General features: G+C 71.3%; 27 protein-coding genes. 10 read left to right on the top strand and 17 right to left on the bottom strand.

All coding sequences use genetic code 11. The features are described from left to right. Positions 1-18 precede the first annotated feature (18 nt). The 7 genes from trpA to ACIQ5Y_RS32110 form a co-directional block, all read right to left on the bottom strand. A complete protein-coding gene (gene trpA / locus ACIQ5Y_RS32080) occupies positions 19-906 on the bottom strand; it encodes a tryptophan synthase subunit alpha (protein WP_403888376.1) in 888 nt (295 codons plus the stop codon). Beyond that, positions 899-1,957, bottom strand: coding sequence for a hypothetical protein (locus tag ACIQ5Y_RS32085; protein WP_403888379.1), 1,059 nt, complete (start codon positions 1,955-1,957; stop codon positions 899-901). Before ACIQ5Y_RS32085 ends, trpA begins: the two co-directional genes overlap by 8 nt. A gap of 134 nt (positions 1,958-2,091) precedes the next feature. Beyond that, entirely contained in the window at positions 2,092-2,349 is a 258-nt protein-coding gene (locus ACIQ5Y_RS32090) for a phosphopantetheine-binding protein (protein ID WP_376656250.1), read from the bottom strand. 10 nt (positions 2,350-2,359) lie between these two features. Then, a complete protein-coding gene (locus tag ACIQ5Y_RS32095) occupies positions 2,360-3,907 on the bottom strand; it encodes an AMP-binding protein (protein ID WP_403888382.1) in 1,548 nt (515 codons plus the stop codon). Next, positions 3,904-4,761: a MaoC/PaaZ C-terminal domain-containing protein gene (locus ACIQ5Y_RS32100; RefSeq protein ID WP_403888386.1), complete on the bottom strand. Its 858-nt coding sequence runs from the start codon at positions 4,759-4,761 to the stop codon at positions 3,904-3,906. Before ACIQ5Y_RS32100 ends, ACIQ5Y_RS32095 begins: the two co-directional genes overlap by 4 nt. Then, positions 4,758-6,011: a beta-ketoacyl-[acyl-carrier-protein] synthase family protein gene (locus tag ACIQ5Y_RS32105; protein WP_403888389.1), complete on the bottom strand. Its 1,254-nt coding sequence runs from the start codon at positions 6,009-6,011 to the stop codon at positions 4,758-4,760. The genes ACIQ5Y_RS32100 and ACIQ5Y_RS32105 overlap by 4 nt, the downstream gene beginning before the upstream one ends. A gap of 41 nt (positions 6,012-6,052) precedes the next feature. Further along, complete coding sequence (locus ACIQ5Y_RS32110) at positions 6,053-7,264, bottom strand: aminotransferase class I/II-fold pyridoxal phosphate-dependent enzyme (protein WP_403888392.1); 1,212 nt, start codon at positions 7,262-7,264, stop codon at positions 6,053-6,055. A gap of 196 nt (positions 7,265-7,460) precedes the next feature. Between ACIQ5Y_RS32110 and ACIQ5Y_RS32115 the strand changes: the two genes are divergently transcribed. Beyond that, positions 7,461-8,354 (top strand): BTAD domain-containing putative transcriptional regulator, encoded by an 894-nt coding sequence (locus tag ACIQ5Y_RS32115; RefSeq protein WP_403888395.1) that lies wholly within the window; start codon positions 7,461-7,463, stop codon positions 8,352-8,354. Positions 8,355-8,548: 194 nt separating this feature from the next. Here the strand turns inward: ACIQ5Y_RS32115 and ACIQ5Y_RS32120 are convergent, their stop codons facing one another. The 3 genes from ACIQ5Y_RS32120 to ACIQ5Y_RS32130 are packed head-to-tail and all read right to left on the bottom strand — an operon-like array spanning position 8,549 to position 10,550. After that, positions 8,549-9,301, bottom strand: a complete 753-nt coding sequence (locus ACIQ5Y_RS32120) for an SDR family NAD(P)-dependent oxidoreductase (RefSeq protein WP_403888398.1) — start codon at positions 9,299-9,301, stop codon at positions 8,549-8,551. Next, the gene (locus ACIQ5Y_RS32125) at positions 9,298-10,284 is read right to left on the bottom strand and encodes a 3-oxoacyl-ACP synthase III family protein (RefSeq protein ID WP_403888401.1); all 987 of its coding nucleotides are present in this window, start codon (positions 10,282-10,284) and stop codon (positions 9,298-9,300) included. The genes ACIQ5Y_RS32120 and ACIQ5Y_RS32125 overlap by 4 nt, the downstream gene beginning before the upstream one ends. 11 nt (positions 10,285-10,295) lie before the next feature. After that, positions 10,296-10,550: a hypothetical protein gene (locus ACIQ5Y_RS32130; protein WP_219665194.1), complete on the bottom strand. Its 255-nt coding sequence runs from the start codon at positions 10,548-10,550 to the stop codon at positions 10,296-10,298. Between the two features lie 205 nt (positions 10,551-10,755). Between ACIQ5Y_RS32130 and ACIQ5Y_RS32135 the strand changes: the two genes are divergently transcribed. The 6 genes from ACIQ5Y_RS32135 (at position 10,756) to ACIQ5Y_RS32160 (ending at position 16,848) form a co-directional block, all read left to right on the top strand. Further along, a complete protein-coding gene (locus ACIQ5Y_RS32135) occupies positions 10,756-11,652 on the top strand; it encodes a class I SAM-dependent methyltransferase (protein WP_403888405.1) in 897 nt (298 codons plus the stop codon). Between the two features lie 49 nt (positions 11,653-11,701). Next, positions 11,702-13,225, top strand: a complete 1,524-nt coding sequence (locus tag ACIQ5Y_RS32140) for a flavin-containing monooxygenase (RefSeq protein ID WP_403888477.1) — start codon at positions 11,702-11,704, stop codon at positions 13,223-13,225. 31 nt (positions 13,226-13,256) lie between these two features. Continuing rightward, positions 13,257-14,780 (top strand): FAD-binding protein, encoded by a 1,524-nt coding sequence (locus ACIQ5Y_RS32145; RefSeq protein ID WP_403888408.1) that lies wholly within the window; start codon positions 13,257-13,259, stop codon positions 14,778-14,780. A gap of 114 nt (positions 14,781-14,894) precedes the next feature. After that, on the top strand, positions 14,895-15,368 hold the full coding sequence (locus tag ACIQ5Y_RS32150; protein WP_403888411.1) for an SRPBCC family protein: 474 nt from the start codon (positions 14,895-14,897) through the stop codon (positions 15,366-15,368). Then, positions 15,365-16,201 carry an alpha/beta fold hydrolase gene (locus ACIQ5Y_RS32155; protein WP_403888414.1) on the top strand — a complete coding sequence of 279 codons (837 nt, stop codon included), beginning with the start codon at positions 15,365-15,367 and terminating at the stop codon, positions 16,199-16,201. Before ACIQ5Y_RS32150 ends, ACIQ5Y_RS32155 begins: the two co-directional genes overlap by 4 nt. Continuing rightward, positions 16,198-16,848 (top strand): 4'-phosphopantetheinyl transferase, encoded by a 651-nt coding sequence (locus tag ACIQ5Y_RS32160; RefSeq protein ID WP_403888417.1) that lies wholly within the window; start codon positions 16,198-16,200, stop codon positions 16,846-16,848. Before ACIQ5Y_RS32155 ends, ACIQ5Y_RS32160 begins: the two co-directional genes overlap by 4 nt. On the opposite strand, the gene ACIQ5Y_RS32165 is transcribed toward ACIQ5Y_RS32160, so the two are convergent. From ACIQ5Y_RS32165 to ACIQ5Y_RS32180, 4 genes are all read right to left on the bottom strand, one after another. Then, entirely contained in the window at positions 16,834-17,832 is a 999-nt protein-coding gene (locus tag ACIQ5Y_RS32165; protein WP_403888420.1) for an AraC family transcriptional regulator, read from the bottom strand. The two genes, ACIQ5Y_RS32160 and ACIQ5Y_RS32165, sit on opposite strands and share 15 nt — an antisense overlap. 136 nt (positions 17,833-17,968) lie before the next feature. Continuing rightward, positions 17,969-18,463: a DUF1772 domain-containing protein gene (locus tag ACIQ5Y_RS32170; protein ID WP_376657902.1), complete on the bottom strand. Its 495-nt coding sequence runs from the start codon at positions 18,461-18,463 to the stop codon at positions 17,969-17,971. Then, positions 18,460-19,119 (bottom strand): hemerythrin domain-containing protein, encoded by a 660-nt coding sequence (locus ACIQ5Y_RS32175; protein ID WP_403888424.1) that lies wholly within the window; start codon positions 19,117-19,119, stop codon positions 18,460-18,462. The genes ACIQ5Y_RS32170 and ACIQ5Y_RS32175 overlap by 4 nt, the downstream gene beginning before the upstream one ends. 120 nt (positions 19,120-19,239) lie before the next feature. Further along, positions 19,240-20,058, bottom strand: a complete 819-nt coding sequence (locus ACIQ5Y_RS32180) for an NAD(P)H-binding protein (protein WP_403888427.1) — start codon at positions 20,056-20,058, stop codon at positions 19,240-19,242. A 344-nt stretch (positions 20,059-20,402) separates the two neighbouring features. Between ACIQ5Y_RS32180 and ACIQ5Y_RS32185 the strand changes: the two genes are divergently transcribed. Further along, positions 20,403-21,395 (top strand): AMP-binding protein, encoded by a 993-nt coding sequence (locus tag ACIQ5Y_RS32185; RefSeq protein ID WP_403888430.1) that lies wholly within the window; start codon positions 20,403-20,405, stop codon positions 21,393-21,395. A gap of 141 nt (positions 21,396-21,536) precedes the next feature. Here the strand turns inward: ACIQ5Y_RS32185 and ACIQ5Y_RS32190 are convergent, their stop codons facing one another. Continuing rightward, positions 21,537-22,343 (bottom strand): SDR family NAD(P)-dependent oxidoreductase, encoded by an 807-nt coding sequence (locus tag ACIQ5Y_RS32190; protein ID WP_403888433.1) that lies wholly within the window; start codon positions 22,341-22,343, stop codon positions 21,537-21,539. An 80-nt stretch (positions 22,344-22,423) separates the two neighbouring features. Beyond that, positions 22,424-23,788 (bottom strand): NADP-specific glutamate dehydrogenase, encoded by a 1,365-nt coding sequence (gene gdhA / locus ACIQ5Y_RS32195; protein ID WP_403888436.1) that lies wholly within the window; start codon positions 23,786-23,788, stop codon positions 22,424-22,426. Between the two features lie 292 nt (positions 23,789-24,080). Here gdhA and ACIQ5Y_RS32200 point away from each other — a divergent pair, with 292 nt between their 5' ends. Next, on the top strand, positions 24,081-24,557 hold the full coding sequence (locus tag ACIQ5Y_RS32200) for a GNAT family N-acetyltransferase (protein WP_403888439.1): 477 nt from the start codon (positions 24,081-24,083) through the stop codon (positions 24,555-24,557). 38 nt (positions 24,558-24,595) lie between these two features. Then, a complete protein-coding gene (locus ACIQ5Y_RS32205) occupies positions 24,596-25,156 on the top strand; it encodes a flavoprotein (protein ID WP_403888441.1) in 561 nt (186 codons plus the stop codon). Here the strand turns inward: ACIQ5Y_RS32205 and ACIQ5Y_RS32210 are convergent. Then, positions 25,153-26,325, bottom strand: a complete 1,173-nt coding sequence (locus ACIQ5Y_RS32210; RefSeq protein ID WP_403888444.1) for an epoxide hydrolase family protein — start codon at positions 26,323-26,325, stop codon at positions 25,153-25,155. The genes ACIQ5Y_RS32205 and ACIQ5Y_RS32210 overlap by 4 nt on opposite strands. Positions 26,326-26,569: the final 244 nt, after the last annotated feature.

Here is a 26,569-nt window from a genome sequence, read left to right on the forward strand (position 1 = left end):
CGGGTGGATCGGTACTGGTCAGGCGGTGCGGTGCGGTTCCTCGGGCAGGACCGAGCGGACGAACTCGCGGAAGGCCTCGGTCACATCAAGGCCGGCCTCCTGCGCCCGCTCCACGGCCGCCACCGCGGCGGAGCCGATGATCGCGGCGTCTGCGCCGGCAGCGCCGACCGCCTCGACGTCCCGTCGTGTGCTGACCCCGAAGCCGACGGCGATCGGGGAGTCGGTGTGCGCCCGCAGAGCGGTGACCGTCCGCGCCAGCGCGGCATGGCCTTCGGCGGGTGCGGTCCCGCTGCGTCCGTAGTGGGCGACGAGGTAGAGGTAGGCCGAGGCGTGTGCGGCGGCCAGCGCCTGCGTCTCGGGGTCGCTCTTGGCGTAGCAGGTGGTGACGACCGGGAGGCCCGCCGCCGCGGCGGACTCCAGGTGTTCGGCGCGCAGCCTCGGCGGCAGCGCGTGCACGAGCAGTCCGTCCGCTCCGGACGCGGCGATCTCGCGGGTGGCGGTGGCCAGGTCCCGGTGCTTGAGGGAGTGGCTCCAGTCGGCGAGCAGGGCGATCCGCAGGTGCGACAGGTGCGGCCGTACGTCCGCGATGAAGGCGAGTACGTCGTCCAGTCCGGCCCCGCCGCGGTCCAGGGCCCGGCGCGCGGAGCGCCGGACGACCGGGCCGTCGGTGACCGAGTCGGGGAACGGGACGGCCAGTTCGAGGCAGTCCACGCCCTCCTCGTCGAGCATCAGGACCAGGTCCCGCAGGACCGGCAGGGGCGGGTCCCCCGCGTTGAGGAACAGCGCCAGTCCGGGCACCCCGCCGGGGGTGCGGCGGGCGAAGAAGGGAGCGGGGGCGAGTGCGGGGGCCGGTGCGTTCGCCGCGGTCGGGGCCGCGAGGGTCCCCGCCGCCGTGTGGCTAGACACTGGCCACCGCCAGGGTGCGCGGGGCCGGGGTGGCGGCCTTGGCGCCCGCCGCGAGGCGCTGCGCCAGGTCGTGGGCGGCGCCGGAGCGGACGGCCTCCTCGGCCAGCGAGACCGCGGAGGGCCAGTCCCGGCGGGTGCCGGCCGCGACGACCAGGGCGGCCGCGCCGAGGCAGACCGTACGGGTGGCGACCCGGCCCGCCGCCCCGGACAGGACGGAGAGGAAGTGCTCGACGGCCGCGGCCGGGTCGGCGGCCGGTCGCAGGTCGCCGAAGGAGCCGTCGCCGGGGGTGAGTTCGCCCGGCCGGATGATCCGGGTCAGGGAGCGGTCCCCGTGGATGGTGTTGGTGGCGAAGGGGAGCAGTTCGTCCGCGCCGGTGTCGTTGGTGGTGAGCCAGATGCGGCGGGTCGTGGTGGTCGCGGCGAGCTCCCGCAGGGTGTCGAGGGGTGCGGCGGCCGAGACCCCGGTGACCTGGGCGGTCACCGGCAGGTCGGCGAGGAAGGGGCCCAGGGCGTTCAGGAACCGGCCGAAGGGCTTCATGCTCGTCGGGGCCACGGTCCGGGCCAGTCGGGTCAGCTGCGCCGGGTAGACGAACGGCCCGGCGAAGGCGATCCCGTGGGCGGCGAGGGTGTCCTCGGTCTGGGCGTACGAGGAGGTGAGACGGACTCCGAGCCGTTCCAGCAGGTCGACGGAGCCGAGCGAGCTGGTGTAGGCCCGGGAGCCGGTTTTGACGACCTTGACCCCGGCGGCCGCGGCGACGAACGCCGAGGCGGTGGAGATGTTGAAGGTCTTGGGCCCGCCGCCGGTGCCGACGACGTTCACGGTGCCCTCCCAGGGGGTGGTCACCGTGGCCGCCAGCCGGCGCTCGGCGAGCGAGTCCAGCAGGTGGCGCAGGGTCTGGTGGTCGGGGAGCCGGCTGGTCAGGGAGGCCAGCAGGGCGAGGACCTCGGCCTTGTCGAGGCCTCCCGCGCCCAGCTGGTCCCACCAGGACCGCCAGGTCTCGCGGCCGACGGGAGCTTGCTGCTCCAGCAGGCCGGTGAGTGCGTCGTGCACGGTCGTCTCCGTCTCGTCTCCGTCGGGTGCCGTAAGTCGGCGTGCCGTGGGTCGGCGTGCCGTGGGTCGGCGTGCCGTAAGTCGGCGTGCCGTGGGTCGGCGTGCCGTGGGTCGGCGTGCCGTGGGTGGTTGGCCTAGGCGGCAGCCGTGCTGCGGGCCTGGCTGATGAAGGTGTCGATCGCCTCGACGCTGCGGAAGTTGTTGGGGTCCAGGTCCTCGTCGCCGATGGCGAGCTCGAAGCGGTCCTCGACCCAGGCGATCAGCTTGAGGACGCCCAGGCTGTCGATGACCCCGTCGTTGAGGAGGTCGTGCTCGACGGCCAGCTCGGAGGCCGGGGTGCCCGGGAGGAACTCGGTGATGACGAAGTTCTTGATGGTGTCGACGTTGCTCATGACGGATTCCTTAGACGAGAGGTGTGGCGACGGGTGTGGTGGTGAGGCTCAGCTGGTCGAGCCGGTCGAGCGCCTTGCGGTCGACCTTGCCGGTGGCCGTCTTCGGCAACGGCGCGTCGGTGAGGGTGAGTTGGTGGGGCACGGCGGCCCTGGGCAGGTGCCGGGCGCAGTGCGTACGCAGTTGCAGGCCGGTCAGGGTGGATCCGGGGGCCCGCTGGACGCCGGCGACGAGCCGCTTGCCGGCGATCGGGTCGGGCAGGGCGGCGACGCCGGCCTCCAGGACCTCGGGGTGTTCCTGTAGGACCCGTTCGATCTCGGCGGTGTTGACGGCGACCCCGCGCACCTTGACCTGGAAGTCGGTACGGCCGGTCAGGTGCAGGGTGCCGGCGGCGTCGCGCCGTACGAGGTCGCCGGTGCGGAACCAGCGGCGGTCGTCGAGGCCGAGCGGGTGACCGGTGAACTTGTCGGCGTGCCGGGTCCGGTCGAGGTAGCCGCGGGTCTGGAAGGGCGTGGAGACGAACAGCTCTCCGCTGCCGGGCCCTTCGACGGGGGCGAGGGTGTCGGGGTCGAGGACGAGGGTGTGCACGCCGGGCAGCGGGCGGCCGATGGGGACGGGCGGGAAGGAGGTCGCCGAGGTGTCGACCTCGTGGATGAAGCTGTCGTTGGTCTCGGTGCAGCCGTAGATGTTGTGGATGCGGGCCTTGGGGAAGAGGGCGGGCAGGGCGGCGAAGGTGCGGTCGGGGATGGCGTCCCCGGTGAACATCACGTGCTCGACGCCGGGGAAGGTGTCGCCGGTCTTGGCGGCGGCGTCCTGGAGGAGCCCGAAGGCCATCGGTACGGCCTGCACCACATGTACTTCGTGGCGTTTGACCAGGTCGCTGAGGTGGCGGCCGTGGGCGGCCAGTGCCGGGTCGACGAGGACCACGCGTCCGCCGCGGGCGAGGGTGGTCCACACGTCGAGGAGGCAGAGGTCGAAGTTGAGGGGGGCGTAGTTGAGGACGGTCCGGTCGGGGCCGATCTCGAAGGCGTTGCCCGCCCACCGGGTGAAGCGGTCCACGGCGTCCAGGGTGATCGGGACGATCTTCGGGAGGCTGGTGGAGCCGGAGGTGGTGAGCATGAAGGCCGTGTCGGCGGCCTCGTCGGCGGGCAGCGGCTGGGCGGCGACGTCCGGGTTGGGTGCGACCCGGGCGCTCTCGCCGCCGGGGGCGAGGACCTGGGCGCAGCCGGCCTGGGCGAAGAGATCGGCCAGCAGGGTGTCGGCGAGGGCGGGGGACGGGAGCAGCAGCGGCCGGCGCGAGAGCAGGCAGCCGAGTACGAGGGCCACGGTCGCGGGGGACTTGTCGGCGAGGACGCCGACCGGCACACCGGGGGCGAGTCCGAGCCGGGCGAGCCGGTCCCGTTCCTGCCCCGCCAGCTCGTACAGCTCGCGGTAGGTGGTCTCGACCCCGTTGAAGACGAGGGCGGTGGCGTGCGGCCGGTCGCGGACCTGGGTCAGGAATCCGCCCAGGAGGCCGAGTTCGACGGCGGGGCTCGTCGGGATCGTCGGGATTCCGGTCACGGTGCCTCACCCGCCTCCGCCGCGGCCGGCCGGTCGAACTCGATCCAGCCGCTCTTGACGGCGGCACCCTTGGGCGTCTTGCAGGTGAAGCGGACGACGCGGGCGTCGGCGTCGGGCTGGAGGGTGATCTCCAGCGGGATGCCGGGCGGCACCGGGGCCGAGAAGCGGCAGCCGAGGCCGCGCACCTTGGCGGAGTCGCCGTCCGCGAAGCGGTCGACGGCCTCCTCCACGGCGAGGGCGACGACGCTCATGCCGTGCGCGATGACGGTGTCGAAGCCGGCCCCGCGGGCCGCCTCCTCGTCAAGGTGGATGGGGTTCAGGTCACCGGAGGCGTGGGCGTAGGTGCTGATCCAGTCGGTGGTCAGCTCGTGCACCGCGTTCTGCGGCTCGCCCGCCCCGAGCGGGGTGGGAGCCGCGGGACCGCCGGCGATGTCGCCGAAGGGCTCCAGCAGGGTGGCGCCGACCAGCAGGGCGGAGATGACCAGTTCCGCGAAGGGCTCCGGGCCGTCCTCGCCGATGAGGCGGACCCGCAGCGCGATCCGGGCGCCGCGCGGCTCCTTGCGTATGCCGAGCACGTCGAGGCGTACGGTCACCTCCTCACCGGGCCGGACGGGACGGGCGGTGCGGATGTCCTGGCCGAGGTGGACCACGGACACCGGGCCCGGCTCGGCCTCGGTCAGCGCGGCGACGGTCTGCTCGGCCACCGTGTGGGCGAGGACGAAGGTGTGGACGGGCGAGGCCTGGCCGGGGCGGGCGGTGGACAGTCCGCGGCGGGCGGCGCCGCGGTAGTCGGTGATCTGAGGCTCGGTGACGGTGAGCGTGCGGACCGGGGAGGGAAGCGACAGGAGCGTCATACCGGCGTCACCACCACGGAGGAGTTGTGGCCGCCGAACCCGAAGGAGTTCGTGATCGCGGGTCCCGAGGGCACGGCGCGGGGTGCGCCGTGGACGACGTCGATGTCCATTCCTGGCTCCAGCTGTTCGTGGTTGGCGGTGGGCGGCACCTCGCAGTGCCGCATGGCCTGCACGGTGGCGATGAGTTCGACGGCCCCGGCGGCGCCGATGAGGTGGCCGATGACCGACTTCGGTGCGGTGACGGGCGGCTGGGAGCTGCCGAACACCTTCCTGAGGGCCGCCGCCTCGGCCCGGTCGTTGTGCGGGGTCGAGGTGCCGTGCGCGTTGACGTGCACGATGTCGGAGGGGGCGAGGCCAGCGTCGGCGATGGCGGCGGCCATGGCGTCCGCGGCCTGCGCGCCGTCGGGGAGCGGCATCGCGAGGTGGTGGGCGTCGGAGGTGGCGGCGTACCCGGCGACCAGCCCGTACGTCTTCGCGCCGCGGGCCAGCGCGTCGTCCAGCCGCTCCAGTACGACGAACCCCGCGCCCTCCCCCATCACGAAGCCGTCGCGGTCCTTGTCGAAGGGGCGCGAGGCGTGCTCCGGGTCGTCGTTGCGGAAGGAGACCGCGTTGAGGTTCCCGAAGCCGGCCAGGGTGACCGGGGTGAGGGTGTGCTCGGCGCCGCCGGCGATGACGAGGTCGGCGCGGCCGGTCTGCAGGAGCATCAGCGCGTGTCCGATGGCGTCGGCGCCGCTGGCGCAGGTGTTGGCGACGGTCAGGGCGGGGCCGGTCCAGCCGAGCCGGATCGCGATGTGCGCGGCGGCCGCGTTGGGCATCGTCATCAGCGGCATCAGCGGGTTGACCTTGGCCGGACCGCCTTCGGTGAAGTGGGCGGACTCCAGGTCGCTGGTGGCGCGGCCGCCGACGGCGTTGCCGACGACGATGGCGGTGCGGCCGGCTTCGGCGGTGGGCGATCCCGCGTCGCGGTGGGCTGCGAGGGCCGCGGCCGTTCCGTAGTGGGCGAAGGGGTCCATCCGGCGGGCTTCCTTGGCCGGGACGAGCCCGGCGAGGCCGTCGAGGCCGCGGACGCGGCAGCCGATCTTCACGCGGTGGCGGCTGAGGTCGAAGTGGGTGAGCTCGGCGGCGGTGGACCGGCCGGCCCGCAGCGTCTGCCACAGCTCGTCCGGGGTGCACCCGCCGGGGGTGACCACGCCCATGCCGGTGATGGCTACGGGCGGCCGCGCCGAACTGCCCCTGGACGGTCCAGGCATGTCTGCTCCCTTGTGCGTGTGAACGGTCGTCGTGAGGGCGGTCAGATGATCCGGCACTCGCGCGCCGACTTGATGAAGGCCTCGGCGGCGAAGTCGAGGTCCGCCTTGGTGTGCGCGGCGGTGATGGCGATGCGCAGCCGGGCCAGGTCGTTGGGGACGGCCGGGGTGACCACGGGGAGGCCGATGACGCCGTTCTTGCGGGCGACGGTGGCCAGGTCGTAGGCGGAGTCGTCGGAGCCGGCGATGACGGGGACGACGGCGGTCTCGCTGTCGACGGTGCTGATCCCGGCCTCGTTGAGGGTGTCGCGGAAGCGCTGGGATTCCTTCTGGATGAACTCGACGCGCTCGGGCTCGCGCTGCAGGATCCGCAGGGACTCCAGGGCCGCGCCGGTCTGGGCTCCGCCGAGGGCCGCGGAGAAGAGGAAGGGGCGGGCCGCGTAGCGCAGGTGGTGGATGAACTCCGCGGAGCCGGCGACCCAGCCGCCCATGGAGGGGATGGCCTTGGAGAGGGTGCCGAGCTTGACGTCGACCTTCACCTCGTAGTTGAAGTGCTCCTCGATGCCCTTGCCGGTGGCGCCGATGACGCCGAGCGCGTGGGCCTCGTCGACCATCAGGAGCGCGTTGTGGGCGTCGCAGACCTTGCGCAGGTCGACCAGGGGGGCGATGTCGCCGTCCATGGAGTAGACGCTGTCGACGATGACGAGGCGAACGCCGGTGTCGGGGGCGGTGGCGAGGCGGCGCTCCAGGTGGGCGACGTCGTTGTGGCGGAAGCGGACGACCTTGGCGCCGGAGAGCTTGCAGCCGTCGACGATGCTGGCGTGGTCGTACTTGTCGATGAAGACGGTGTCGCCGGGGCCGACGATCGCGCCGACGGTGCCGGTGTTCGCGGCGTAGCCGGAGCCGAAGACCAGGGCCTTCTCCCGGCCGGCCACCTTGGCGACCTCCGCCTCCAGTTCCTCGTGCAGCGGGGTCGTCCCGGCCAGGGCGCGCACCCCGTGGTTGCCGGTGCCGTAGAGGTCGACGGCGGCCTTGGCGGCCGCGACGACGCGCTCGTCGCCGGCGAGGCCGAGGTAGGAGTAACCGGACATCATCAGCAGCCGGCGGCCGTCCTGGTCGGCGTAGGCGGAGTCCCGCTCGGCCGTGTAGGCGACGAAGCTGTTCTTCCGGTTGGGCTCGTATTCCAGCTGCGCGACGCGGTCACGGAAATACGCCAGCTTCGGCTCCAAGCGCTTCCAGGCAGCGGATGAGTTCACGTTCTTCTCCTCGTCGTGATCGTCCGGCTGACCCGGAACTCCATCGGTGCTCCGCCGTTTTTCCGGCTCGGCTCTAGTGGAATTCCATTAAGGCTCGGGGGGCGCAAGAGCGACGCAAGAGCAGGCCGCCGCTATTCTCTGAATCGCACGACCTTGGGGGACTCGGCCGGATGACGACCGTTTCGGAGAGTGCATAGTGCTGATCAGACTCGTAGGCCTTGTCACGATCGAGCCGGACGGAGCACCGCCACAACACCTGTCGAGCGCCCAGGCCCAGGTCGCCTTCGCACGACTGCTCATGGAGCGCGCCGGGGGCACGGACCGTGACCAACTGGCCGAAACCATCTGGCCCGAGGGCCTGCCGGACACCTGGGCTTCCGCGCTGCGCAGCCTCGTCAGCCGGGTGCGCACCTTCGTCACGACGCCCGGGGACCAGCCCGGGGTCACGCCCCTCATCGCACAGGGCGGCCGTTACATCCTGCGACTGCCGCAGGACGCGGCCGTGGACGTGGAGTGCGCGGAGGTGGCCGTGACGGAGGCCACCGAGGCGTACGCGACGGGGGCCTACCCGGTCGCCCAGCAGCTCGCGGCCGGCGCGGTGTCGAACCTGCGCGGCTCGTTCCTGCCCTCCCACGAGGGCGAGTGGGTCGACGCGGTGCGCGAGCAGCTCGAAGAGCTCCGCCTGAAGGCGCTGGAGATCGCGAGCCTGTCCTCCTCGGCCCTGGGCGACGAGCACCACTCGCTGCGCTACGCGGAGGAGGCCGTGCGCCGGGCCCCGTTCCGGGAGAGCGCCTACCGCTGCCGGATGACGGCCCACTCCCGGGCCGGCAACCGCGCGGAAGCGCTGCGCAGCTACCAGCAGTTGCGCGAGGTACTGGCGGAGGAGCTCGGCATAGACCCGGCCCCGGAGACGGAGGCCGCGTACCTGGAGCTGCTGCGCACTCCGGAGCCCCGGCCGGCCCCGCGCTCGTGCACCTGCCTGGACCCGGTGCTGATGGGGGTCTTCGAGGTGGACCACCGGGCTCCCGGCACCCGTTCACCGGCCGCCGGCTGCGTCACGCACCGGGTGGCCTCCTCCCCCGCCGCCTGACGTACGGCGAAGGCCGCCGCCGCGGCAAGTTCCCGCGGCGGCGGCCTTCGTCATGCGTCATTGCGCCAGTACGGCGATGCGTCCAAACGGCGGCACGCCGGTACCCCGCCCCACCCCTCCCCCGCGGGAACGAACGGCGGCTCCGGCCTCCCCGGGGGGAGGGAGGCCGGAGCCGAGGGGGGCGACCGCGGGGGTCAGGTGATGGACACCCCGCTGTCGATGCTGATGACCTGGCCCGTCATGCAGTCCTGGTCCAGGAAGAGGCCGACGCTGCGCGCGACCTCTTCGACCGTGACGAAGCGCGGGATCGGGGCCTTGTCCTCCATGCCCTCGATGACCCGGTCCGGAAGGGTGTTCGTCATGCCCGTGATCATGAAGCCGGGCGAGAGCGCGTTGACCGTCACTCCACGCCGGCCACACTCGGACGCGAGGGTCCGGGTGAAGCCGATCAGACCGGCCTTGGAGGCCGAGTACGCGGTCTGTCCGGCCGTCGCGATGATGCCGGACGGGGACACGATGTTGATCACCCTGCCCCACCGCTGCCGCAGCATGTACGGCACCGAGACGCGGGCGGTGTGGAAGGAGCCGATCAGGTTGGTCTGGATGACCTGCGCCCAGTCCGCCGGGTTCTGCATGGCCATCAGGCTGTCCTTGCGGATGGCCCCGTTGTTGACGAGGACGTCCACCGGCCCGAGTTCGTCGGAGATCTGCTGGTAGAGGGCCTGGGTGGCCTCCCACGATCCGACGTCACCGGTGACCAGCACCGACGGGTTGGTCAGCTTCTCGCGGACCGCCTCGGCTCCCTCGCGGGAGCTGTTGTAGTGGACGGCGACCCGACAGCCCAGCGCGTCCAGCTCCAGCGCCAGGGCCTGGCCGAGACCGCCCGAGGCACCGGTCACGAGCGCGACCGGGGACTCCGGTCGCACACCCGCACTGTTCTTGCTCATGCCGCGACACCGCCCCATTCCATCAGGATCGAACCCCATGTCATGCCGGCTCCGAAGCCGGCCAGCAGGACCTTGTCGCCGGCCTTGATCCGGCCTTCCTCCAGGGCCTCGGTCAGCGCGATCGGGATCGACGCCGAGGCCGTGTTGCCGTACTTCTGGAGGTTGGTGATCAGGGCCTCCTGGCGGAGCCCGGTGTGCGACAGGATCGAGTTGATGATCCTGATGTTCGCCTGGTGCGGTACGACGTGGTCGATGTCGGCCGCGTCCACCTTGGCGTTCTCCAGCGTCTCGCGCACCGTGCGGACGGTGTAGCGGACGGCGTTGAGGTAGATCTCGTTGCCGTTGATCTGCGCGTAGTGGAGGCCCGCGTCCAGCGTCTCCTGGGTGGTCGGCATCCGGCTGCCGCCGGCGAGCACCTTGAGGGAGCCGGTGCAGGAGCCGTCCGCGCCCAGGTTCCAGGCCTTGACCCGGTTCTCGGAGCCCGGCTGCAGGACGATCGCGCCCGCGCCGTCGCCGACGAGGATGGACAGGTCCCGGTCGGCCGGGTTGGCCGTCAGGGTGTGGGTGTCGGAGCCGATCAGCAGGATCGGGCGGGGGTCGATGGCGATCAGCGCCATCGCGGAAACCAGCCCGTAGACGAAGCCGGCGCACTCGGAGTTGACGTCGTGCGCGCTTCCCGCGATGTCGAGCTCGTGGTGGACGAACGCGGAGGTCGCGGGGGACGGCTGCTCGGGCGTGGCGGTCGCGACGATGAGGTGGGCGATGTCGGCGCCGGTCAGGCCGGCCTTCTCCAGCGCACGCCGGCCGGCCTCGACGGCCAGGGAGGCGGTGGTCTGCCCCGGGTCGACCGCCCGCCGCTCGCGGATGCCGCAGCGACTGGTGATCCAGTGCTCGTCCACGCCGAATCGCTCGGCGAGTTCGGCACTGGTGACGATGCGTTCGGGTACGGACATGCCCCACCCGGTGATGTCGAAGCCGGTCACGTCACCCCTCGCTACGCCTGAGCCGGGACGAGCTCGACGATCTTCGCGTACACGTCACGCAGCGTGGTCGTGTCGTCGAGGTCGGCGAAGAGGGACTCGTCGGCCGGGATGTGCGGGTACTGGTTCTGGAATCCGTACAGCCACTCCATCAGGTCCAGCGAGTCGACGTCCGCGATGTGCTGGAGCGGGGCGTCGGGGCTGACCTCCGCGGCACCCGAAACGGCCTCGAGCTGGCTCGCCAGTTCTTCGATGGTGGGCAGCGACATGGGGTCGGTCCTCTCTCGGCAATGCAACTCGGCAGTGCGTGTCTGGTTTTCGAGAGCGATAAAAGCTCCGCCCCCGCAAGGAAGCCGCAACACCGGACGCCGGCCTGAATCCTGCCCGTCTTGCGCACGCCTTGCGGGGCATCCGGTTTTCTCTGACGCGAATTCGGAAATACGGCCCGCCGGACACGCAGGAAAGAGGATCAGGATGACAACGGTCGCCCCCAAGTCGGTGGACCCCGAGGTCGATGCGATCAGGCACCACTACGAGGTCAGCAACGATTTCTACCGGCTCCTGCTGGGCCCCACGATGATGTACTCCGGCGGCTACTGGGAGGACGGCGAGGACCTCGTCGCCACCCTGGACGAGGCCCAGGAGCGCAAGCTCGACAAGTTCGCCGAGCTCGCGGGCGTCCGCGCCGGCTCCACCAAGCGCGTCCTGGACGTCGGCTGCGGCTGGGGCACCATGCTCAACCGCCTCACCACCGTGCACGGCGCGGAGCAGGCCGTCGGCCTGACCCTGTCCCGCACCCAGGAAGCGTTCATCGACGGGCTGAACAACCCGAAGATCACCACGCTGGTCCAGAGCTGGGCGGACTACAAGGTCGCCGACGACAGCGAGAAGTACGACGCGGCGTTCTGCATCAACGCGCTGGAGCACTTCGTCTCCTCCAACCTGCCGCCGAAGGAGCGCACCAAGCGCTACCGCTACTTCTTCCAGCAGATCGCGAACGCCCTGAACCCGGGCGCGAAGTTCGTCCTGCACACCATGACCGCCGAGGCGCTGCCGATGAACCGCGCGCTCCTCGACGACCTGAAGTTCCTGCAGCGCTCCGAGTTCGAGGGCTGCCACATCCCGCACCTGCACGAGCTGAGCTCCGCCGCCGAGGGTCTCTTCGAGATCGACGAGATCGTCAACGAGCGCGAGTCCTTCGCGATGGCCTGCCGCGCCTGGCTGGTCCTGCTGGCCGAGCGCCGGGACGAGGCCGTGGCCCTGGAGGGCGAAGAGGTCGTCTCCCGCTTCGAGCGCTACCTCGACATCTTCGCGTACACGCTCGAGGACAAGTTCTTCAACAACTTCCGCGTCACCATCACGCGCCGTTAAGGAGGCCGACGTGGCGAGCATTCTCAACCCGGCCAAGGACGGCGGTGCGCTGACGGGCACCGCGGCGGCTCCCGGCGGCGGCGGTCCGACCCGGCACCTGCGGGTCGCGGTCATCGGCACCGGCTTCTCGGGCCTGGGCACCGCCATCCGACTGCTGCAGTCGGGCATCGACGACTTCCTGGTGTTCGAGCGGGCCGACGAGGTCGGCGGCACCTGGCGCGACAACAGCTATCCGGGTTGTGCGTGCGACGTCATGTCCCACCTCTACTCGTTCTCGTTCGCCCAGAACCCGAACTGGAAGTCCACCTTCGGCAAGCGCGACGAGCTGTACGCGTACCTGCGCGAGACGGCCGACCGCTTCGGTGTGCGCCCCCACATCCGGTTCGGGCACGAACTGGTCGCCGCCCGCTGGGACGACGGCGAGCGGCACTGGAAGATCGAGACGTCGCAGGGCGAGTACACCGCGCAGGTCCTGGTCACCGGCACCGGCTACCTCAGCGAGGCGGCCGTGCCGGACATCAAGGGCCTCGCGGACTTCGAGGGGAAGGTCTTCCACTCCTCGAACTGGGACCACGACCACGACCTGGCCGGCCGTCGTGTCGCCGTCATCGGGACGGGCGCCTCGGCCATCCAGTTCGTGCCGCAGATCCAGCCCGAGGTCGGGCACATGGACCTCTACCAGCGCACGCCCCCGTGGATCGGCCCGAAGAACGACAAGCCGACCACCCCGCTCCAGGCCAAGCTGCTGCGCTCGCTGCCCGGCTACCAGAACTTCCGGCGGAACTTCAACATGTGGGGCCGGGAGATCCTGGCCTTCGTGATGGCCCGCCCGAAGGTCGCCGGGAAGATGCAGAAGATGGCGAGCGACCACCTGAAGAAGTCGGTCCCGGACGAGGCGCTGCGCGCCAAGCTCACCCCCGACTACGTGATGGCCTGCAAGCGCCTCCTCTTCAGCAACACCTGGTACCCGGCGATCCAGCAGTCCAACGTGGACCTGGTCACCGACGGGATCGCCGAGGTCCGCGCCAAGTCGATCGTCGGCAAGGACGGCGTCGAGCGCGAGGTCGACACCATCATCCTGGGCACCGGCTTCCAGGCCACCGACCGCCCGGTCGCGAAGCGGATCTGGGGCCGCGGCGGCGTGCAGCTGCGCGAGGCGTGGAAGGACGGCATGTCCGCGCACCGCGGCACGACCATCGCCGGCTTCCCCAACCTCTTCATGCTGCTCGGCCCGAACACGACCCTGGGTCACTCCTCCCAGGTCGTGATGATCGAGGCGCAGATCGCGTACGTCCTGGACGCGCTGAAGCAGATCGAGAAGCGGGGCCTGGCCAGCGTCGAAGTCCGGCAGGAGGCGCAGGACGCCTACAACAAGGCGCTCGACGCCAAGCTCGACGGCACCGTGTGGAACGCGGGCAACTGCCAGAGCTGGTACCTGGACGCCGGCGGCCGCAACCCCTCGATCTGGCCGACGTACACCTGGCGCTTCCGCGGCGCCACCAAGCGCTTCGACCTGAGCGAGTACCAGCTCGCCTCGCAGGTGCGCACCAGCAAGCCGGTACCTCACCAGTAGTACGCCCACGGGATTCGGGAGACGCACCCAGATGAGCACTACCCCAAGAAACACCACCGGCGACGCGGTCGCGGAGCCGTCGCGGCGCAGGATCCTCAGCGGCATCGCCGCCACGGCCGTCGCGGTCGTCGGCTGGAACGCGGTCGACCAGAGCTGGGCGACGGCCGCCGAGGCCGCGGGCAACGCGAACATCGTCCCCGTTCCGGGACTGACCGGCACCCTGACGACGGACGCGGCCACGGTCGGCGCCTTCGGCCAGGACTTCGGCCACCTGTGGGACGACGCGAAGCCGTGGGCCGTGCTGCGGCCGGGCAACATCGACGACATCGTCAAGATCGTCAACTACGCCCGGGTCAACGGCATCAAGGTCGCGGTCAACGGCCAGGGCGGCACCGGCACCGACATCGAGTCCCACTCGGTGTACGGCCAGGCCCGGGTCCCGGGCGGCATCTCCATCGACGCCAAGGGCATGTCGAAGATCCTCTCCATCGGCAGCGACTACGCCGTGGTCGAGGCCGGTGTGACGTGGGGCCAGCTCACCGACGCCACCCTGAAGCTGGGCAAGACCCCGCCGGCGCTGCCCGACTACCTGTACATCTCGGTCGGCGGCACCATCAGCATCGGCGGCATCGGCGGCACCGTGCAGAAGTACGGCCTGCTGTGCGACACCGTGCAGGCCATCGACATCATCACGGGCGACGGCAAGCTGGTCACGGCCACCCCGTGGCTGCGCTCGGACCTGTTCAACGCGGCCCTGTCGGGCGGTGGCCAGGTCGGCATCATCGTCCGGGTCAACGTCAAGCTGGTCCCGGCGCCGCAGCGCTCGGTCATCTTCAGCCTCTTCTACAACGACGTGGCGACCTACCTCGCCGACTCCGAGAAGGTCATGGCCGAGGGCCGGTTCCAGGTCCACGCGGGCGAGATGCTGCAGAAGCCCGACGGTTCGGGCTGGCGCTACAAGATGGAGGTCGGCGCCACCTACGACACGACCCCGCCGAACCGCGACGCGCTCATCGGCGACCTGAAGGACGTCCGGGCCGACGCGATCATCGAGGACACGTCGTACCGGGAGTACATGTTCCGGCTCGACGCCTACGAGGCGTACCTGAAGGAGTCCGGCCACTGGTACCAGCCCAAGCCGTGGCTGAGCATGTTCCTGCCGGCGTCGAAGACGAAGACCTTCATGCAGCAGGTCGAGCGCGAGCTGAACGCCGAGTCCCTCGGCGGCGGGTTCCTGCTCTTCTACCCGTACCTCACCTCGAAGATCAAGCGACCGCTGGCGGTGCAGCCGAACGAGTCGGTCGGCTACCTCTTCGACCTGCTGCGCTTCCCCAACCCGGGCGCCGACATCCAGGGCATGCTCGCCCAGAACCGCCGCCTGTACGAGATCGCGCGCGCCATGGGTGCCAAGCGCTACCTGGTGGGTTCGATCCCGAACATGACCCGCGAGGACTGGAAGGCCCACTTCGGCAACCGCTGGACGGCCTTCTGCAGCGCCAAGCGCAAGTACGACCCCAACAACACCTTCACGCCCGGCCAGGGCTTCTTCGCCTGACGGCGGCCCTGACGGTCGTGGAGTCCCGGCGGGGGCGGGAGAGGGATCCCGCCCCCGCCTTTCCCTTTTTTCCCGGACGTTCCCTCGTATCCCCCATCCACTGGAGGCTTCGGCATGACGACGTACGACCTGATCGACGAGGCGGTGATCGACGCTCCGGCGGACGCCGTCTGGGACGCGCTCCTCTCGGAATTCCGCGGCGGGGAGAAGTGGTGGGTCCCGGCCAACACGTTCAAGACGATCTCCGGCGCCCCCGACCAGGTCGGCGGCCTGGTGGGCGTGACCGTGCACACCAAGGGCTCCGACAAGGGCGGGCTGAAGCTGCGCTTCACCTCGCGCACGGTGGCCGTGGAGCCGGGCCGCCGCCTGGACATCGAGTACGTGGACGGGGTCTTCCGGGGCCCCAGCACCTTCCGCCTCGAACCCCTTGGCGACGGCCGCACCCGGATCTCCATGCACTTCGTCGGCACCCCGCACGGCTGGCTGAAGATCCTCTCCAAGGTCGCCGACCTGGGCGCGGAGCACTCCAAGGGCACCCTGGCGGCCTTCGAGTCCCTGGACCGTCAACTGTCGGCGGTCCCGCGGTGACCACGGCCCCGGAAACCACCCACGAACTGACGATCCGCACGGACGACGGCGCCGACCTCGCGGTCACCATCCTCGCCCCTCTCTCGGGCCCGGCCACGGCCGGCGACGTGGTCCTCGTCCACGGCTGGGCGCACGCCCGCCGGGCCTGGGGCACGGTCGCCGACCGGCTGATCCGGGCCGGGCACCGCGTGGTGCTCTACGACCAGCGGGGCCACGGCGCCTCCACCGAGGGCCGCACTCCGGTGTCGGTGGAACGCCTCGGCTCCGACCTGGCGGCGGTCCTGGCCGAGACGGGCGCCCGCGAGGCCGTGGTCGTCGGCCACTCGGGCGGCGGCTTCGCGGCCCTTTCGTACGCCACCACCTCTCCTTCCGCGAGCCGGCTGCGCGGTCTGGTGCTGCTGGGTACGGCGGCGCACGGCCAGGACACCCCGGACAGCGAAGTGAAGATGATGGGCAACCCCCTCTTCTCCAAGGCCCTGCGCCGCCCGTGGCTCGGCCGCAAGCTGCTCGGCTCCACCATGGGCAAGGGCGTGGACCCGGTCCTCCTCGACGTCAACCGCCAGATGTTCGCCGCGACGGTCCCCCGGGTCCGGGCGGACTTCTTCCGCTGCACCCGCGGCTGGGACCTGCGCGGGGCCCTCGCCTCGGTCACGATCCCGGCGGTGGTCCTGCACGGCGAAGCCGACAAGGTCATCGACATCGACCTGGCGGAAATCCTCGCGAACGCGCTCCCCAACGCCCGCTTCGAGAAGATCTCCGACACCGGCCACATGCTCCCCCTGGAACGCCCCCTCCTCGCCGTCTCCGCGGTCGCCGAACTCGCCTCGCGATGATCGAGGAACTCCTGCCCCCGGGCGTCACGTCATCGGAAGCCTTCGACGACGCGGCGCCCGCTCCTCTGTTCCCGGCCGAAGCGGCCCTGATGGAGGGCCGCCGGGCGCGCCGGCGCCGCCAGTTCGCGACGGCGCGCGCCTGCGCCCGCCGCTGCCTCGCCGACCTCGGCCGCAGGCCCGTCCCCCTCCTCCCGGGCCCGGGCGGCGCCCCCCGGTGGCCGTCCGGCGTGGTCGGCAGCATCACCCACTGCGACGGCTACCGCGGGGCGGTGGCGGCCACGGCCTCCTCGGTAGCCGCCCTGGGCATCGACGCGGAACCGTCCGGCCCGCTCCCCAAGGGCGTCCTGAACCTGATCACCTCCGAGGAGGAACGCGCCCACTTGGCCGCCCTCGCCGGCGCGGACCCCTCCGTCCCTTGGGACCGCGTCTTCTTCTCCGCGAAGGAGGCCGCGTACAAGGCCTGGTACCCGGCCACCGGCATCTGGCTGGGCTTCCGCGACGCCACCCTCACCCTCTCCCCCGAGGGCACCTTCACGACCACCCTCCGCCCCCCGACCCCCACCCCCGTGGACCCGGTCTACGAGGGCCGCTGGCTGGCCGGCCCCGACCTGGTCCTGACCGCCGTGGTGCGCTCAGCCGGCCGGTAGCACCACCGTGCGCGGCGGCTGCGCCGCCTCCGGCGCGGCGGCCGGGCCGGCACCCGTACGGAACTCCTGGGGGCTGACCCCCCGCACCCGCTTGAAGGCGGTCGACAGGGCGAAGGCCGAGCCGTAGCCCACGCGCCGGGCCACCGTCGCGACCGTGGCGTCCGGTTCGCGCAGCAGGTCGGAGGCGAGCGCGAGCCGCCAGCCGGTCAGGTACGCCACCGGCGCTTCACCGACGACCTCGGTGAACCGGCGGGCCAGCGAGGCCCGCGAGACGCCCACCTTCAGGGCGAGTTCGGCGACGGTCCAGCCGTGCGCCGGGTTCTCGTGCAGCAGCCGCAGCGCGGGGCCGACCACCGGGTCGCTCTGGGCGCGGTACCAGGACGGCGCGCCGCTGCCGGGGGCCGCCAGCCAGGTCCGCAGGACCCCGATCAGCAGCAGGTCCAGGAGCCGGTCCAGGACGATCTCCTGGCCCGGTTCGTCCTTGGAGATCTCCGAGGTCAGCAGGGTGACCAGGGTGTTGTCGGCGGCCTCGGCCGGTCGTACGAGGATGGTCGGCAGCGCGTTCAGCAGCCGCCTGCCGATCTCGCTGGGAGCCTGGTAGGTGCCGCTGAGCATCACCGCTGAGCCGGCGTCCTGGAAGCCGGCTCCCCAGGTGCGTACGCCGAGCGCCATGGTTTCGGTGACGTCCTCGCCCTCCTCCGTGCTGCACCGCTGCTCCGGACCGACGGTGATCTGCACCGGGGTGTCCGGGGCGTCGGCGACCGTGTAGCACTCGGGGCCCCGTACGACGGCCACGTCACCCGGCCGGATCCGCACCGGCTCCCCGTGGTCGGGCAGGAGCCAGGCGTTTCCGCGCACCATCGTGACGACGGACAGCGGGGCCCGGTCCTCGACGCGCAGCGACCAGGGCGGGTTGAAGACGGACTTGAGGAGGAAGGCCCCACGGGCCTTGGGCCCTTCCAGCAGCCCGGTCAGCGTGTCCATGCGTACGTCCTCTCCGGATTCTCCGAACCGTCCCCGGGCACCCCGAAGCGCCCGCTCTGCCGCGGGGGACGGAGAGAGAGCGGGCGCCGTTCACGGGGGTGGAACCGGTGCTGCAACAGCCTGCCTGCCTGTCTGCCTACGCCGCCGACGCGCGGCCGTGCAGGGTCAGTACGCGGCCCAGCGCGGCGAGGGCCGCCGTACAGGCCACCGTGCGCACGACGTTGCCGGAGGTCCAGCGGCCGCCGAAGCGGGTGCGGGCCGCCGAGACGTCGGCCCCGGCCCGCGCGAGCTGGTTGTTGAGGGGGATGTTCACGATCGCCGTCACGAGCAGCGACAGCCCGTACAGCGCGAAGGCCACCCAGCCCCAGCGCGCCGCGTCGGGCCGGCCGCCGCGCTGCTGCTGCGCGGCCGCGACCCCGGTCGCCAGGAAGGCGCCCAGGAACAGCAGGCCGAACAGGCCGTTGTCGATGGCCTCGTTCATGTTCCGCATCGCGGTCACATAGGTCTGGTCGTCGCCGCGGCCGAGGCCCGGCATCACCGAGATGTCGAAGGCGAAGTAGAGGCCGGCCATCAGGCCGGTGCCCACCGTCGCCGCCACCAGGGTCACGGATTGCGTCGTCGTGCTGGTCACTTCAGGATTCCCTTCAGCGTGCGCTCGTACCGCCTCTTCAACAGCGTCGCACCGATCAGCCGGACGGGCGGCGGAATCGTCTCGGAGACGTAGGCGACGGAGCGGCTGCTCGCACCGTCGAACATCCACGGCTGGAGGTACGTCATCACGCGCATGGGGGCGCTGGAGATCAGCTTGCGTTCCTCGGCCAGGTAGGCGCGTTCGCCGAGCCGGTCGAAGACGGGGAAGACGATCCGCTCCTCGTCGCGCAGGTGGTCGCGCAGCACGCCTTCGAAGGTCGACGCCGCCCGGACCAGGTCCTCGCCGCGGCGGTCGATCGCCGTCGACACGGCCGCCATGGCCGCGTCCAGTTCCTCGTGGTCCTCGTGCAGTTCACGTGCCTGCGCGTCGAAGTCGGCGTCCCGGCGGCGCAGTCCCGGCCACAGGACGTCGTCCTCGCTGATGTGGTGCCATTCGACGACCTCGCGGAACTTCTGCCACCACTCGGCTCCCGAGCCCTTCCACGTGGGGGCGGCGGCGCGCAGCCGGGCCGCGTCGCGACGCATCGCGATGTGCATCAGGGCGAAGCCGTGGAAGTGCGGGGGTAGTGATTCCAGTCCGTGTTCGCTGGAGAACGACTTGGGAGTGGGCACGGGAGCCTCCTGCCGGTCGGTCATGCGTGGTGCGTCGTGCATGGTGCGCGGATGCCTCCCCGAGGGCCCTGCGCACCGGGCGGCGGCCGTACCAGAGTCGCCGCCCGGCAGGCGGGCAGTACGGGAAGGCACTCGTGGAGCGGGTCAGACGTTCCAGACCCCGCTGGCGGCCGCCTCGTGGGCGAACTCCGCGAAGTCCTTGGGCTTGCGGCCCAGGGCCTCCTCGACACCGTGCACCAGGTGCGCGTTGCGCCCGTCGAGGATCATGGTGAAGAGGTCGGCGAACTCCTCCGGGAGGTCGTTCTCGCGCAGGACCGCGCGGTACTCCTCGTTGGTGACGGAGATGTACTTGATCTCGCGCCCGGTGGCCTTCGACAGCTCCGCCGCGACGTCCGTGTAGCTGAGCAGGCGCGGACCGGACAGCTCGTAGGTCTTGCCGATGTGCTTGTCGTCGGTCAGCGCGGCCACCACGACGTCCGCGATGTCGTCGGCGTCGACGAAGGCCTCCACGGCGTCCCCGGTCGGCAGGGCGATCTCGCCGGCCAGGACGGGCTCCAGGAAGAAGCTCTCGGAGAAGTTCTGGTTGAACCAGCTGGCCCGGACGATGGTCCAGTCGGCGCCGGAGGCCTTCAGGTTCTCCTCGCTGACCTCCGCGGCCTCCTCACCGCGGCCGGACAGCAGCACCAGACGGCGCGCGCCGTTCGCGACGGCCACCTTGGAGAATTCGGCGACCTGCTCGGCGGCACCGGGGAAGGCGAGGTCGGGGAAGTAGGTCACGTACACCCGGTCGACGCCCTCCAGCGCCGGCACCCAGGTGGAGGGCTCGTGCCAGTCGAAGGGGGGCACACCGCTGCGGGACCCGATCCGGACCTCGCGGCCCTGGGCGGAAAGCTTGTCGGCAACGCGGCGGCCGGTCTTGCCGTTTCCGCCGATGACGAGGGTGATGTTCGCGTTCTGAGTCATGAGTACAGTCAATTCCAGTCTCGTGAGACGGGCCATAGCCACAAAGCTCAGTTCCATGTGCGTGCGTCTACGAGTGGTCCGCTCGGAGCACGACTGGGAAAGTGCGGCTTCGGTATGAGCCCCAGAATCGTAGGCACGCGCCCGGGGGCCCTGCCAGGTTGTCCCGAGCGGCCCTCGACCCCGTCTGCACCCGGCCTCCAGGACCTCTCAAGCGGCCCCGGACGTGCTCCTGACCTGCCCCTGACCCTCCCCTGACCAGTCCTGTACGTCAGGACTTGAGCGTTTCTCCGGCGCGGCCCCACACCATCGGGCATGGAGTAACGACCCGCCCGCTGGGAGGCCGCATGAACGCCACTCCGGACCGTCCGGAGCTTGACCAGTTGTCCGCCGACCTGGCCGGTCTGCTCGGACGGATCGGGCTCGACCCGGCCGGCCAGTGGCCCGCGGGCCGGGACCGCATCGACGTCCGTTTCGCGGCCGCGGCCGCCCGCCATCCGGGCCGGGTCGCCGCCCAGGACGCGGAGGAGAAGGCGACCTACCTCGAACTGGAATGGGCCGCGGACGACATCGCACGCCGCCTGTCGGGGCGGACCGGCCCCGGTGCGGCCGTCGCCGTGCGCGCGCAGCGCTCGTGCATGGCGTCGTCCGCCGTGGTGGGCGCGCTGCGCACCGGGGCGGCGGTGCTGCCCCTGGAGCCCGGGCACAACCCGGGGCTGCAGGAGTTCCTGATGCGCGACGCCGGCGCCGAGATGGTCATCTCGGACAGTGGACTGCTGCGTGACGAGATCCCGGTGGCCAAGGCGGGCCGGTTCGTCATCGCGATGCGGCCGGAGGTGGCGATGCGCCGCGAGATCCCGCCGCACACGGCCTTCCTGGCGCTCCCTTCCGGCGGCGACCCGGGGCGGGCCGTGGCCGTGCGGCCGGTGTCCCACCTGGACGTGCTGTCCTGGGTGGACAGCTGCGTCCCGATGCTGGAGACCGGCCCGGAGGACGTGTGGACGTACTTCCACTCCATGAGCCTGGACCTGGGCATGCGCGAGATGTGGGGGCCGCTGCTCACGGGCGGACGGGCCGTCGTCGTGGACCGGGAGACGGCGTCCGACGCGAGCGGGTTCGCCCGGCTGCTGGCCGAGCAGGAGGTGACGGTGGTGACGCAGTTGCCGTCCGCCTTCGCCCGGCTGACCTCGGCGGCGCGCGGCAGCAGTCTGCCGGCGCTGCGGCACGTCCTGCTGGCGGACGAGCAGGTGGACTCCGGGGTGCTGGCCGACTGGCGGGCCGCCGGAATCGCTCCGCGGGCCGTCGTACGGGACGTGTCGGGGTCGCCGACCATCCTGTGAGGGACACCGCACGAAGCCCGCGAAACACGCGAAGCACCCCACGCACCCCACGCACGCGAAGCACACCGGAAGCACACACCAGAGGGCCCCGACCGGAGAAACCGGCCGGGGCCCTCTCGTACGCGCCACGGGCGGGTGGCCTCAGTAGTTCCCGAGACCACCGCACACGTTGAGCGCCTGGGCGGTGATGGAGGCGGCCAGGTCGGTGGTCAGGTAGCCCACCAGACCCGCGACCTCCTCGGAGGTGGAGTAGCGGCCGAGCGGGATCTTCGCCTCGAACTGCTCCTGGATGTACTCCTCGGTGGTGTCCCAGGCCTGCGCGTACCCGGTGCGCACGCGCGCCGCCATCGGCGTCTCCACGTAGCCGGGGCAGACCGCGTTGACGGTGGTCCCGGTCGTCGCGAGCTCCTTCCCGAGCGACTTGGTGAAGCCGATCACCGCGTGCTTGGAGGCCGAGTAGGGCGCCCCGAGGAGCACCCCGTGCTTGCCCGCGGTGGAGGCGATGTTGACGATGCGCCCCCAGGGTTCGGCCCCGAGGCCGCCGCTGGTCAGCACCTCGCGGGTCAGCAGGAAGACGCTGTTCAGGTTGGTGTCGATGACGTCGTGCCACAGCTCGTCGGTGATGCCGGCGGTGGCGCCGCCGCCGCTGCGGCCCGCGTTGTTGACGAGGACGCTGACGGGTGCGCCGTACGCCGTCACGGCCGCGGCGACCAGCGCCTCCACGGCGGCGCGGTCGCGTACGTCGGCGGCCGCGCCCTCCACGGTCAGCCCCTCGGCCCGCAGGTCCTCCACGGTCTGCTTGACCACGGACTCGGTGCGGGCACAGAGGAACACCCGATGGCCGCGGGCTCCCAGATCCCGGGCGACGGCCAGCCCGATACCACTGGTGGCCCCGGTCACCAGCGCCACGGGCCTCTCCGGAGCCTTGCCCATCGCCTTCACCGTCATCGTCAGCCCTCCATCGCTCGCATGGACGCGTCGAGCGTGTCTCAGCCCACTCGGGCCGCGACGGAAGTGAGATGGAGGCGTCAGATCAGGCCTTGCGCCAGCATCGCGTCGGCCACCCGCTCGAAGCCGGCCAGGTTGGCGCCCGCCACGTAGTCGCCGGGACGGCCGTACCGTTCAGCCGTCTCGTACGCCGTGTCGTGGATGCGGCGCATGACCCCGGCCAGCTCGTCCTCGACCCGGGCGAACGGCCACGCGTCGCGCGCGGCGTTCTGGCTCATCTCCAGCGCACTGGTGGCCACCCCGCCCGCGTTCGCGGCCTTGCCGGGGCCGAAGGCGACACCGGCCTCCTGGAGGACGCGCACCGCCTCGGGTGTGGTCGGCATGTTCGCGCCTTCCGACACGGCCTTGACCCCGCCCCGCACCAGGTTCAGCGCGTCGGTCTCGGTCAGCTCGTTCTGCGTCGCGGACGGCAGCGCCACATCACTCGGCACGTCCCAGACACTGCCGCCTTCGACGTAGCGGGCGGAGCCTCCGCGGCGCTCGGCGTACTCGCTGATCCGGCCCCGCTCCACCTCCTTGATCTGCTTGAGCAGCTCCAGATCGAGCCCCTTCTCGTCGACCACGTATCCGCCGGAGTCCGACACCGTCAGCACCTGCGCGCCCAGCGCCTGCGCCTTCTCCACCGTGTAGATGGCGACGTTGCCCGAGCCGGAGACGGTGACCCGCTGCCCGTCGAGGTCCTCGCCGCGCACCTTGAGCATCTCGGCGGTGAAGAGGACGTTGCCGTATCCGGTGGCCTCGGTCCGGACCTGCGAACCGCCCCAGCCGGTGCCCTTGCCGGTGAGGACGCCGGCCTCCCAGCGGTTGGTGATGCGCCGGTACTGCCCGAAGAGGTAGCCGATCTCGCGGCCGCCCACGCCGATGTCACCGGCCGGGACGTCCGTGTGCTCGCCGAGGTGCCGGTGCAGCTCGGTCATGAAGGCCTGGCAGAACCGCATCACTTCGGCGTCGGAACGTCCGCGCGGATCGAAGTCGCTGCCCCCCTTGCCGCCGCCGATCCCGAGCCCCGTCAGGGCGTTCTTGAAGATCTGCTCGAACCCGAGGAACTTCACGATCCCGAGGTTCACCGACGGGTGGAAGCGCAGGCCGCCCTTGTAAGGGCCGAGCGCGCTGTTGAACTCGACCCGGAACCCGCGGTTGACCTGCGTACGGCCCTGGTCGTCCTGCCACACCACCCGGAAGAGGATCTGCCGCTCGGGCTCGGCGATCCGCTCCATCACCCTGGCCTCGCGCAGTTCGGGGCGCGCGTCGAAGACCGGGGCGAGCGTCTCCAGCACCTCCCGCACGGCTTGGTGGAACTCCGGCTCGCCGGGGTCACGGCGCTCGATCCGCTGTTCCAGCGAGGCGAGCCAGGCGGTCGTGGTGGTGATGGAGGTCGACGGCATCAGGGCGGTTCCTCTTCTCTGAGTCCGGGAGACACAACGAACTGGACGCGTGGAACTGGACGAATACGACAGGTCGATACAACAGGACCGACACAGCAGGACGCATACAACAAGACGCACGGAACTGGGCGCGCGGAACTGGGTGTTATGCAGCTCGACACACCCACGGCCCGCGCCTACGGCTCGACGCGCCCCGATGGTGCACCCCTGCGCTTGAGCGCCGGATGTGCGCGACCTTCGCCGCACCCGCCCCAGCCCCCTGACCAGCGCAGAGGCCACTTAGACTCCCCCCATGACCACCCCCGCCTCCCTCCGCCTGGAACCGGTCACCGCCGACAACATCGACGCGGTGTGCGCGATACGGGTCCGCCCCGACCAGAACCACCTGGTCTCCCCCGTGATGAAGTCGCTGGCCGAGGCGTACGTGCACGGCGAGACGGCCTGGCCCCGGGCCATCGTCGACGGCGACGAGGTGGTCGGCTTCGTGATGGCGTTCCTCGACATCGCCTGGAACCCCGCCGAGGACCCGGCCGACCGGCGCTCGGGCATCTGGCGTCTGAACATCGCCGCCGGCCACCAGGGCAAGGGCTACGGCCGCTTCGCGGTCCAGGCGGTCACCGAGGAGATCCGCGGCCGGGGCGCCTCGCAGGTGTACGTCACGTGGCACGCGGGCGAGGGCAGCCCCGAGCCGTTCTACCTGGGCCTGGGCTTCCACCGCACGGGCGAGCTCAGCGGCGACCAGCCGGTGGGCGTCCTCCCGCTGACCTGACGACCTCCCAAGGTCAAGCAATATGATCATATTGCGGCATGACCACGAACATGACCACGAAGACCCTCTACCTGCTCTGCTCCGCCGCTCCGCCCGTCTTCGACGTGGCCCACGTGGTCGAGGACGCCCAGGCCCGCGGCTGGGACGTCTGCCTGGGCCTCACCCCCACCGCGGCGCACTGGCTGTCCGGAAGCCTCGACGGGCTGGCGGCCCTGACCGGCCACGCCGTGCGCTGGCAGTACAAGCTCCCCGGCGAGCCCGACGTATGGCCCCCGGCCGACGCGCTGCTCTTCGCCCCCGCCACGTTCAACTCGGTCAACGCCTGGGCCCTCGGCCTGACCGACCGCTTCGTGGTGGGGGTCGCCGCCGAGGCGATCGGCAAGGGCACCCCCGTCGTCGCCATGCCCTGCACGAACTCCGCCATCGCCGCGCACCCCCAGTTCGACCAGTCCCTGGCCGTCCTGCGCACCGCCGGGGTGGAGCTCCTGTACGGCGAGTCCGGCTTCACCCCCGGTCCGGCCGGCCTTGACACCCCGCCCCACTTCCCGTGGCAGCTGGCCCTCGACGCGGTGGACCGCCACCCCACCGCCCAGGCCTAAGAAGCCTGCGGCTCCCTCGCCCGCAACTGCCGGAAGAAGGCCCGCACGTCCGCCACCAGCAACTCCGGCACCTCCATGGCGGCGAAGTGGCCACCCCGGTCGTACGAGGTCCACCGCACGACGGAGTCGGTCCGCGCGGCCACGTGCCGCAGCGGAATGAAGTTGTCCTGGGGGAAGTCGGCCACCGCGGTAGGCGTCCGCGACACGTCGACCGCCTCCCCGGCATACCCGGCACGCGCCCGCTCGTAGTGCATCCGAGCAGCGGACCCAACCGTCCCCGTCAGCCAGTACAGCATCACATTGGTCAACATCTGATCCCGGTCGATCGGGCACCGGGGATCACTCCACTCCGCGAACTTCTCCCCGATCCAGGCGAGCAGCCCGACCGGCGAATCGTTCAGCCCGTACGCGAGGGTCTGGGGCCGGGTCGCCTGGATGTCGGCGTAGCCCTGCCGCTCACGCGCCCACACCCGGTACCGCTCCCAAGAGGCCCACGTGCGCTCCCGCTCCTCGGGGCTCAGCGCGGCCAGTTCCTCTTCCCCGGGCTCGGCGGTGGCACCACCCCCAGGCAGCAGGTTCAAATGCACCCCCACCACGTTCCCCGGCCGCACCCGCCCGAGCTCCCGCGAGACGGCGGCCCCCCAGTCGCCACCCTGCACCCCGTACTCCGCGTACCCGAGCCGCTCCATCAACGTCCCGAAGGCCCGCGCCACCCGCTTGAACTCCCACCCCACCTCCTTGGTCGGCCCGGACAGGGCGAATCCCGGAATGTGCGGCATCACCACATGGAACGCGTCATCGGCATCCCCGCCATGAGCCCGAGGATCGGTCAGCGGCCCGACGACCCGCTGGAACTCCACGAACGACCCCGGCCACCCATGGGTCATCAACAACGGCGTGGCTCCGGCCTCAGGCGATCGAACATGAGCGAAATGCACCCGAGCCCCGTCGATCTCGGTCACGAACTGCGGCCACTCGTTCAACCGTTCCTCGGCAGCACGCCAGTCGTACTCGTCGCGCCAGTACCGCACGAGCTCGCGCACCTCGGCCACCGGGATCCCGTAGTCCCAGCCCACCCCCTCCAACCCCTCGACCCACCGCACCCGCCCCAACCGCTCCCGCAGGTCGTCCAACTCCCCCTGCGCCACATCAAGCCGAAACCCATCCACCCCGGCATGCTAGGCACGGCCCACTCGCGGCCGCGCCCGCAAAAACGCAGGCCGAGCCCAAGCCCAGCCCGCACGGAACTCCCCGCCCCCGAAGCCCAAACCACCTCCAGCCCCCGCCGGCATTCGAGGCGCGAGGTCTGGGACGGACGCCCAAACCACCTCCAGCCCCCGCCGGCATTCGAGGCGCGAGGTCTGGGACGGACGCCCAAACCACCTCCAGCCCCCGCCGGCATTCGAGGCGCGT

Origin of the sequence: Streptomyces sp. NPDC096339 (genome assembly GCF_044762985.1) — a bacterium.
Lineage (GTDB): Bacteria > Actinomycetota > Actinomycetes > Streptomycetales > Streptomycetaceae > Streptomyces.

Coding starts and splice junctions, on each gene's coding strand:
- ACIQ5Y_RS32090 (WP_376656250.1), bottom strand. CDS start 2,349: ATGAGCAACGTCGACACCATCAAGAACTTCGTCATCACCGAGTTCCTC.
- ACIQ5Y_RS32100 (WP_403888386.1), bottom strand. CDS start 4,761: ATGACGCTCCTGTCGCTTCCCTCCCCGGTCCGCACGCTCACCGTCACC.
- ACIQ5Y_RS32105 (WP_403888389.1), bottom strand. CDS start 6,011: ATGCCTGGACCGTCCAGGGGCAGTTCGGCGCGGCCGCCCGTAGCCATC.
- ACIQ5Y_RS32120 (WP_403888398.1), bottom strand. CDS start 9,301: ATGAGCAAGAACAGTGCGGGTGTGCGACCGGAGTCCCCGGTCGCGCTC.
- ACIQ5Y_RS32130 (WP_219665194.1), bottom strand. CDS start 10,550: ATGTCGCTGCCCACCATCGAAGAACTGGCGAGCCAGCTCGAGGCCGTT.
- ACIQ5Y_RS32135 (WP_403888405.1), top strand. CDS start 10,756: ATGACAACGGTCGCCCCCAAGTCGGTGGACCCCGAGGTCGATGCGATC.
- ACIQ5Y_RS32145 (WP_403888408.1), top strand. CDS start 13,257: ATGAGCACTACCCCAAGAAACACCACCGGCGACGCGGTCGCGGAGCCG.
- ACIQ5Y_RS32150 (WP_403888411.1), top strand. CDS start 14,895: ATGACGACGTACGACCTGATCGACGAGGCGGTGATCGACGCTCCGGCG.
- ACIQ5Y_RS32160 (WP_403888417.1), top strand. CDS start 16,198: ATGATCGAGGAACTCCTGCCCCCGGGCGTCACGTCATCGGAAGCCTTC.
- ACIQ5Y_RS32165 (WP_403888420.1), bottom strand. CDS start 17,832: ATGGACACGCTGACCGGGCTGCTGGAAGGGCCCAAGGCCCGTGGGGCC.
- ACIQ5Y_RS32175 (WP_403888424.1), bottom strand. CDS start 19,119: ATGACCGACCGGCAGGAGGCTCCCGTGCCCACTCCCAAGTCGTTCTCC.
- ACIQ5Y_RS32180 (WP_403888427.1), bottom strand. CDS start 20,058: ATGACTCAGAACGCGAACATCACCCTCGTCATCGGCGGAAACGGCAAG.
- ACIQ5Y_RS32185 (WP_403888430.1), top strand. CDS start 20,403: ATGAACGCCACTCCGGACCGTCCGGAGCTTGACCAGTTGTCCGCCGAC.
- ACIQ5Y_RS32190 (WP_403888433.1), bottom strand. CDS start 22,343: ATGACGGTGAAGGCGATGGGCAAGGCTCCGGAGAGGCCCGTGGCGCTG.
- gdhA (WP_403888436.1), bottom strand. CDS start 23,788: ATGCCGTCGACCTCCATCACCACCACGACCGCCTGGCTCGCCTCGCTG.
- ACIQ5Y_RS32200 (WP_403888439.1), top strand. CDS start 24,081: ATGACCACCCCCGCCTCCCTCCGCCTGGAACCGGTCACCGCCGACAAC.
- ACIQ5Y_RS32205 (WP_403888441.1), top strand. CDS start 24,596: ATGACCACGAACATGACCACGAAGACCCTCTACCTGCTCTGCTCCGCC.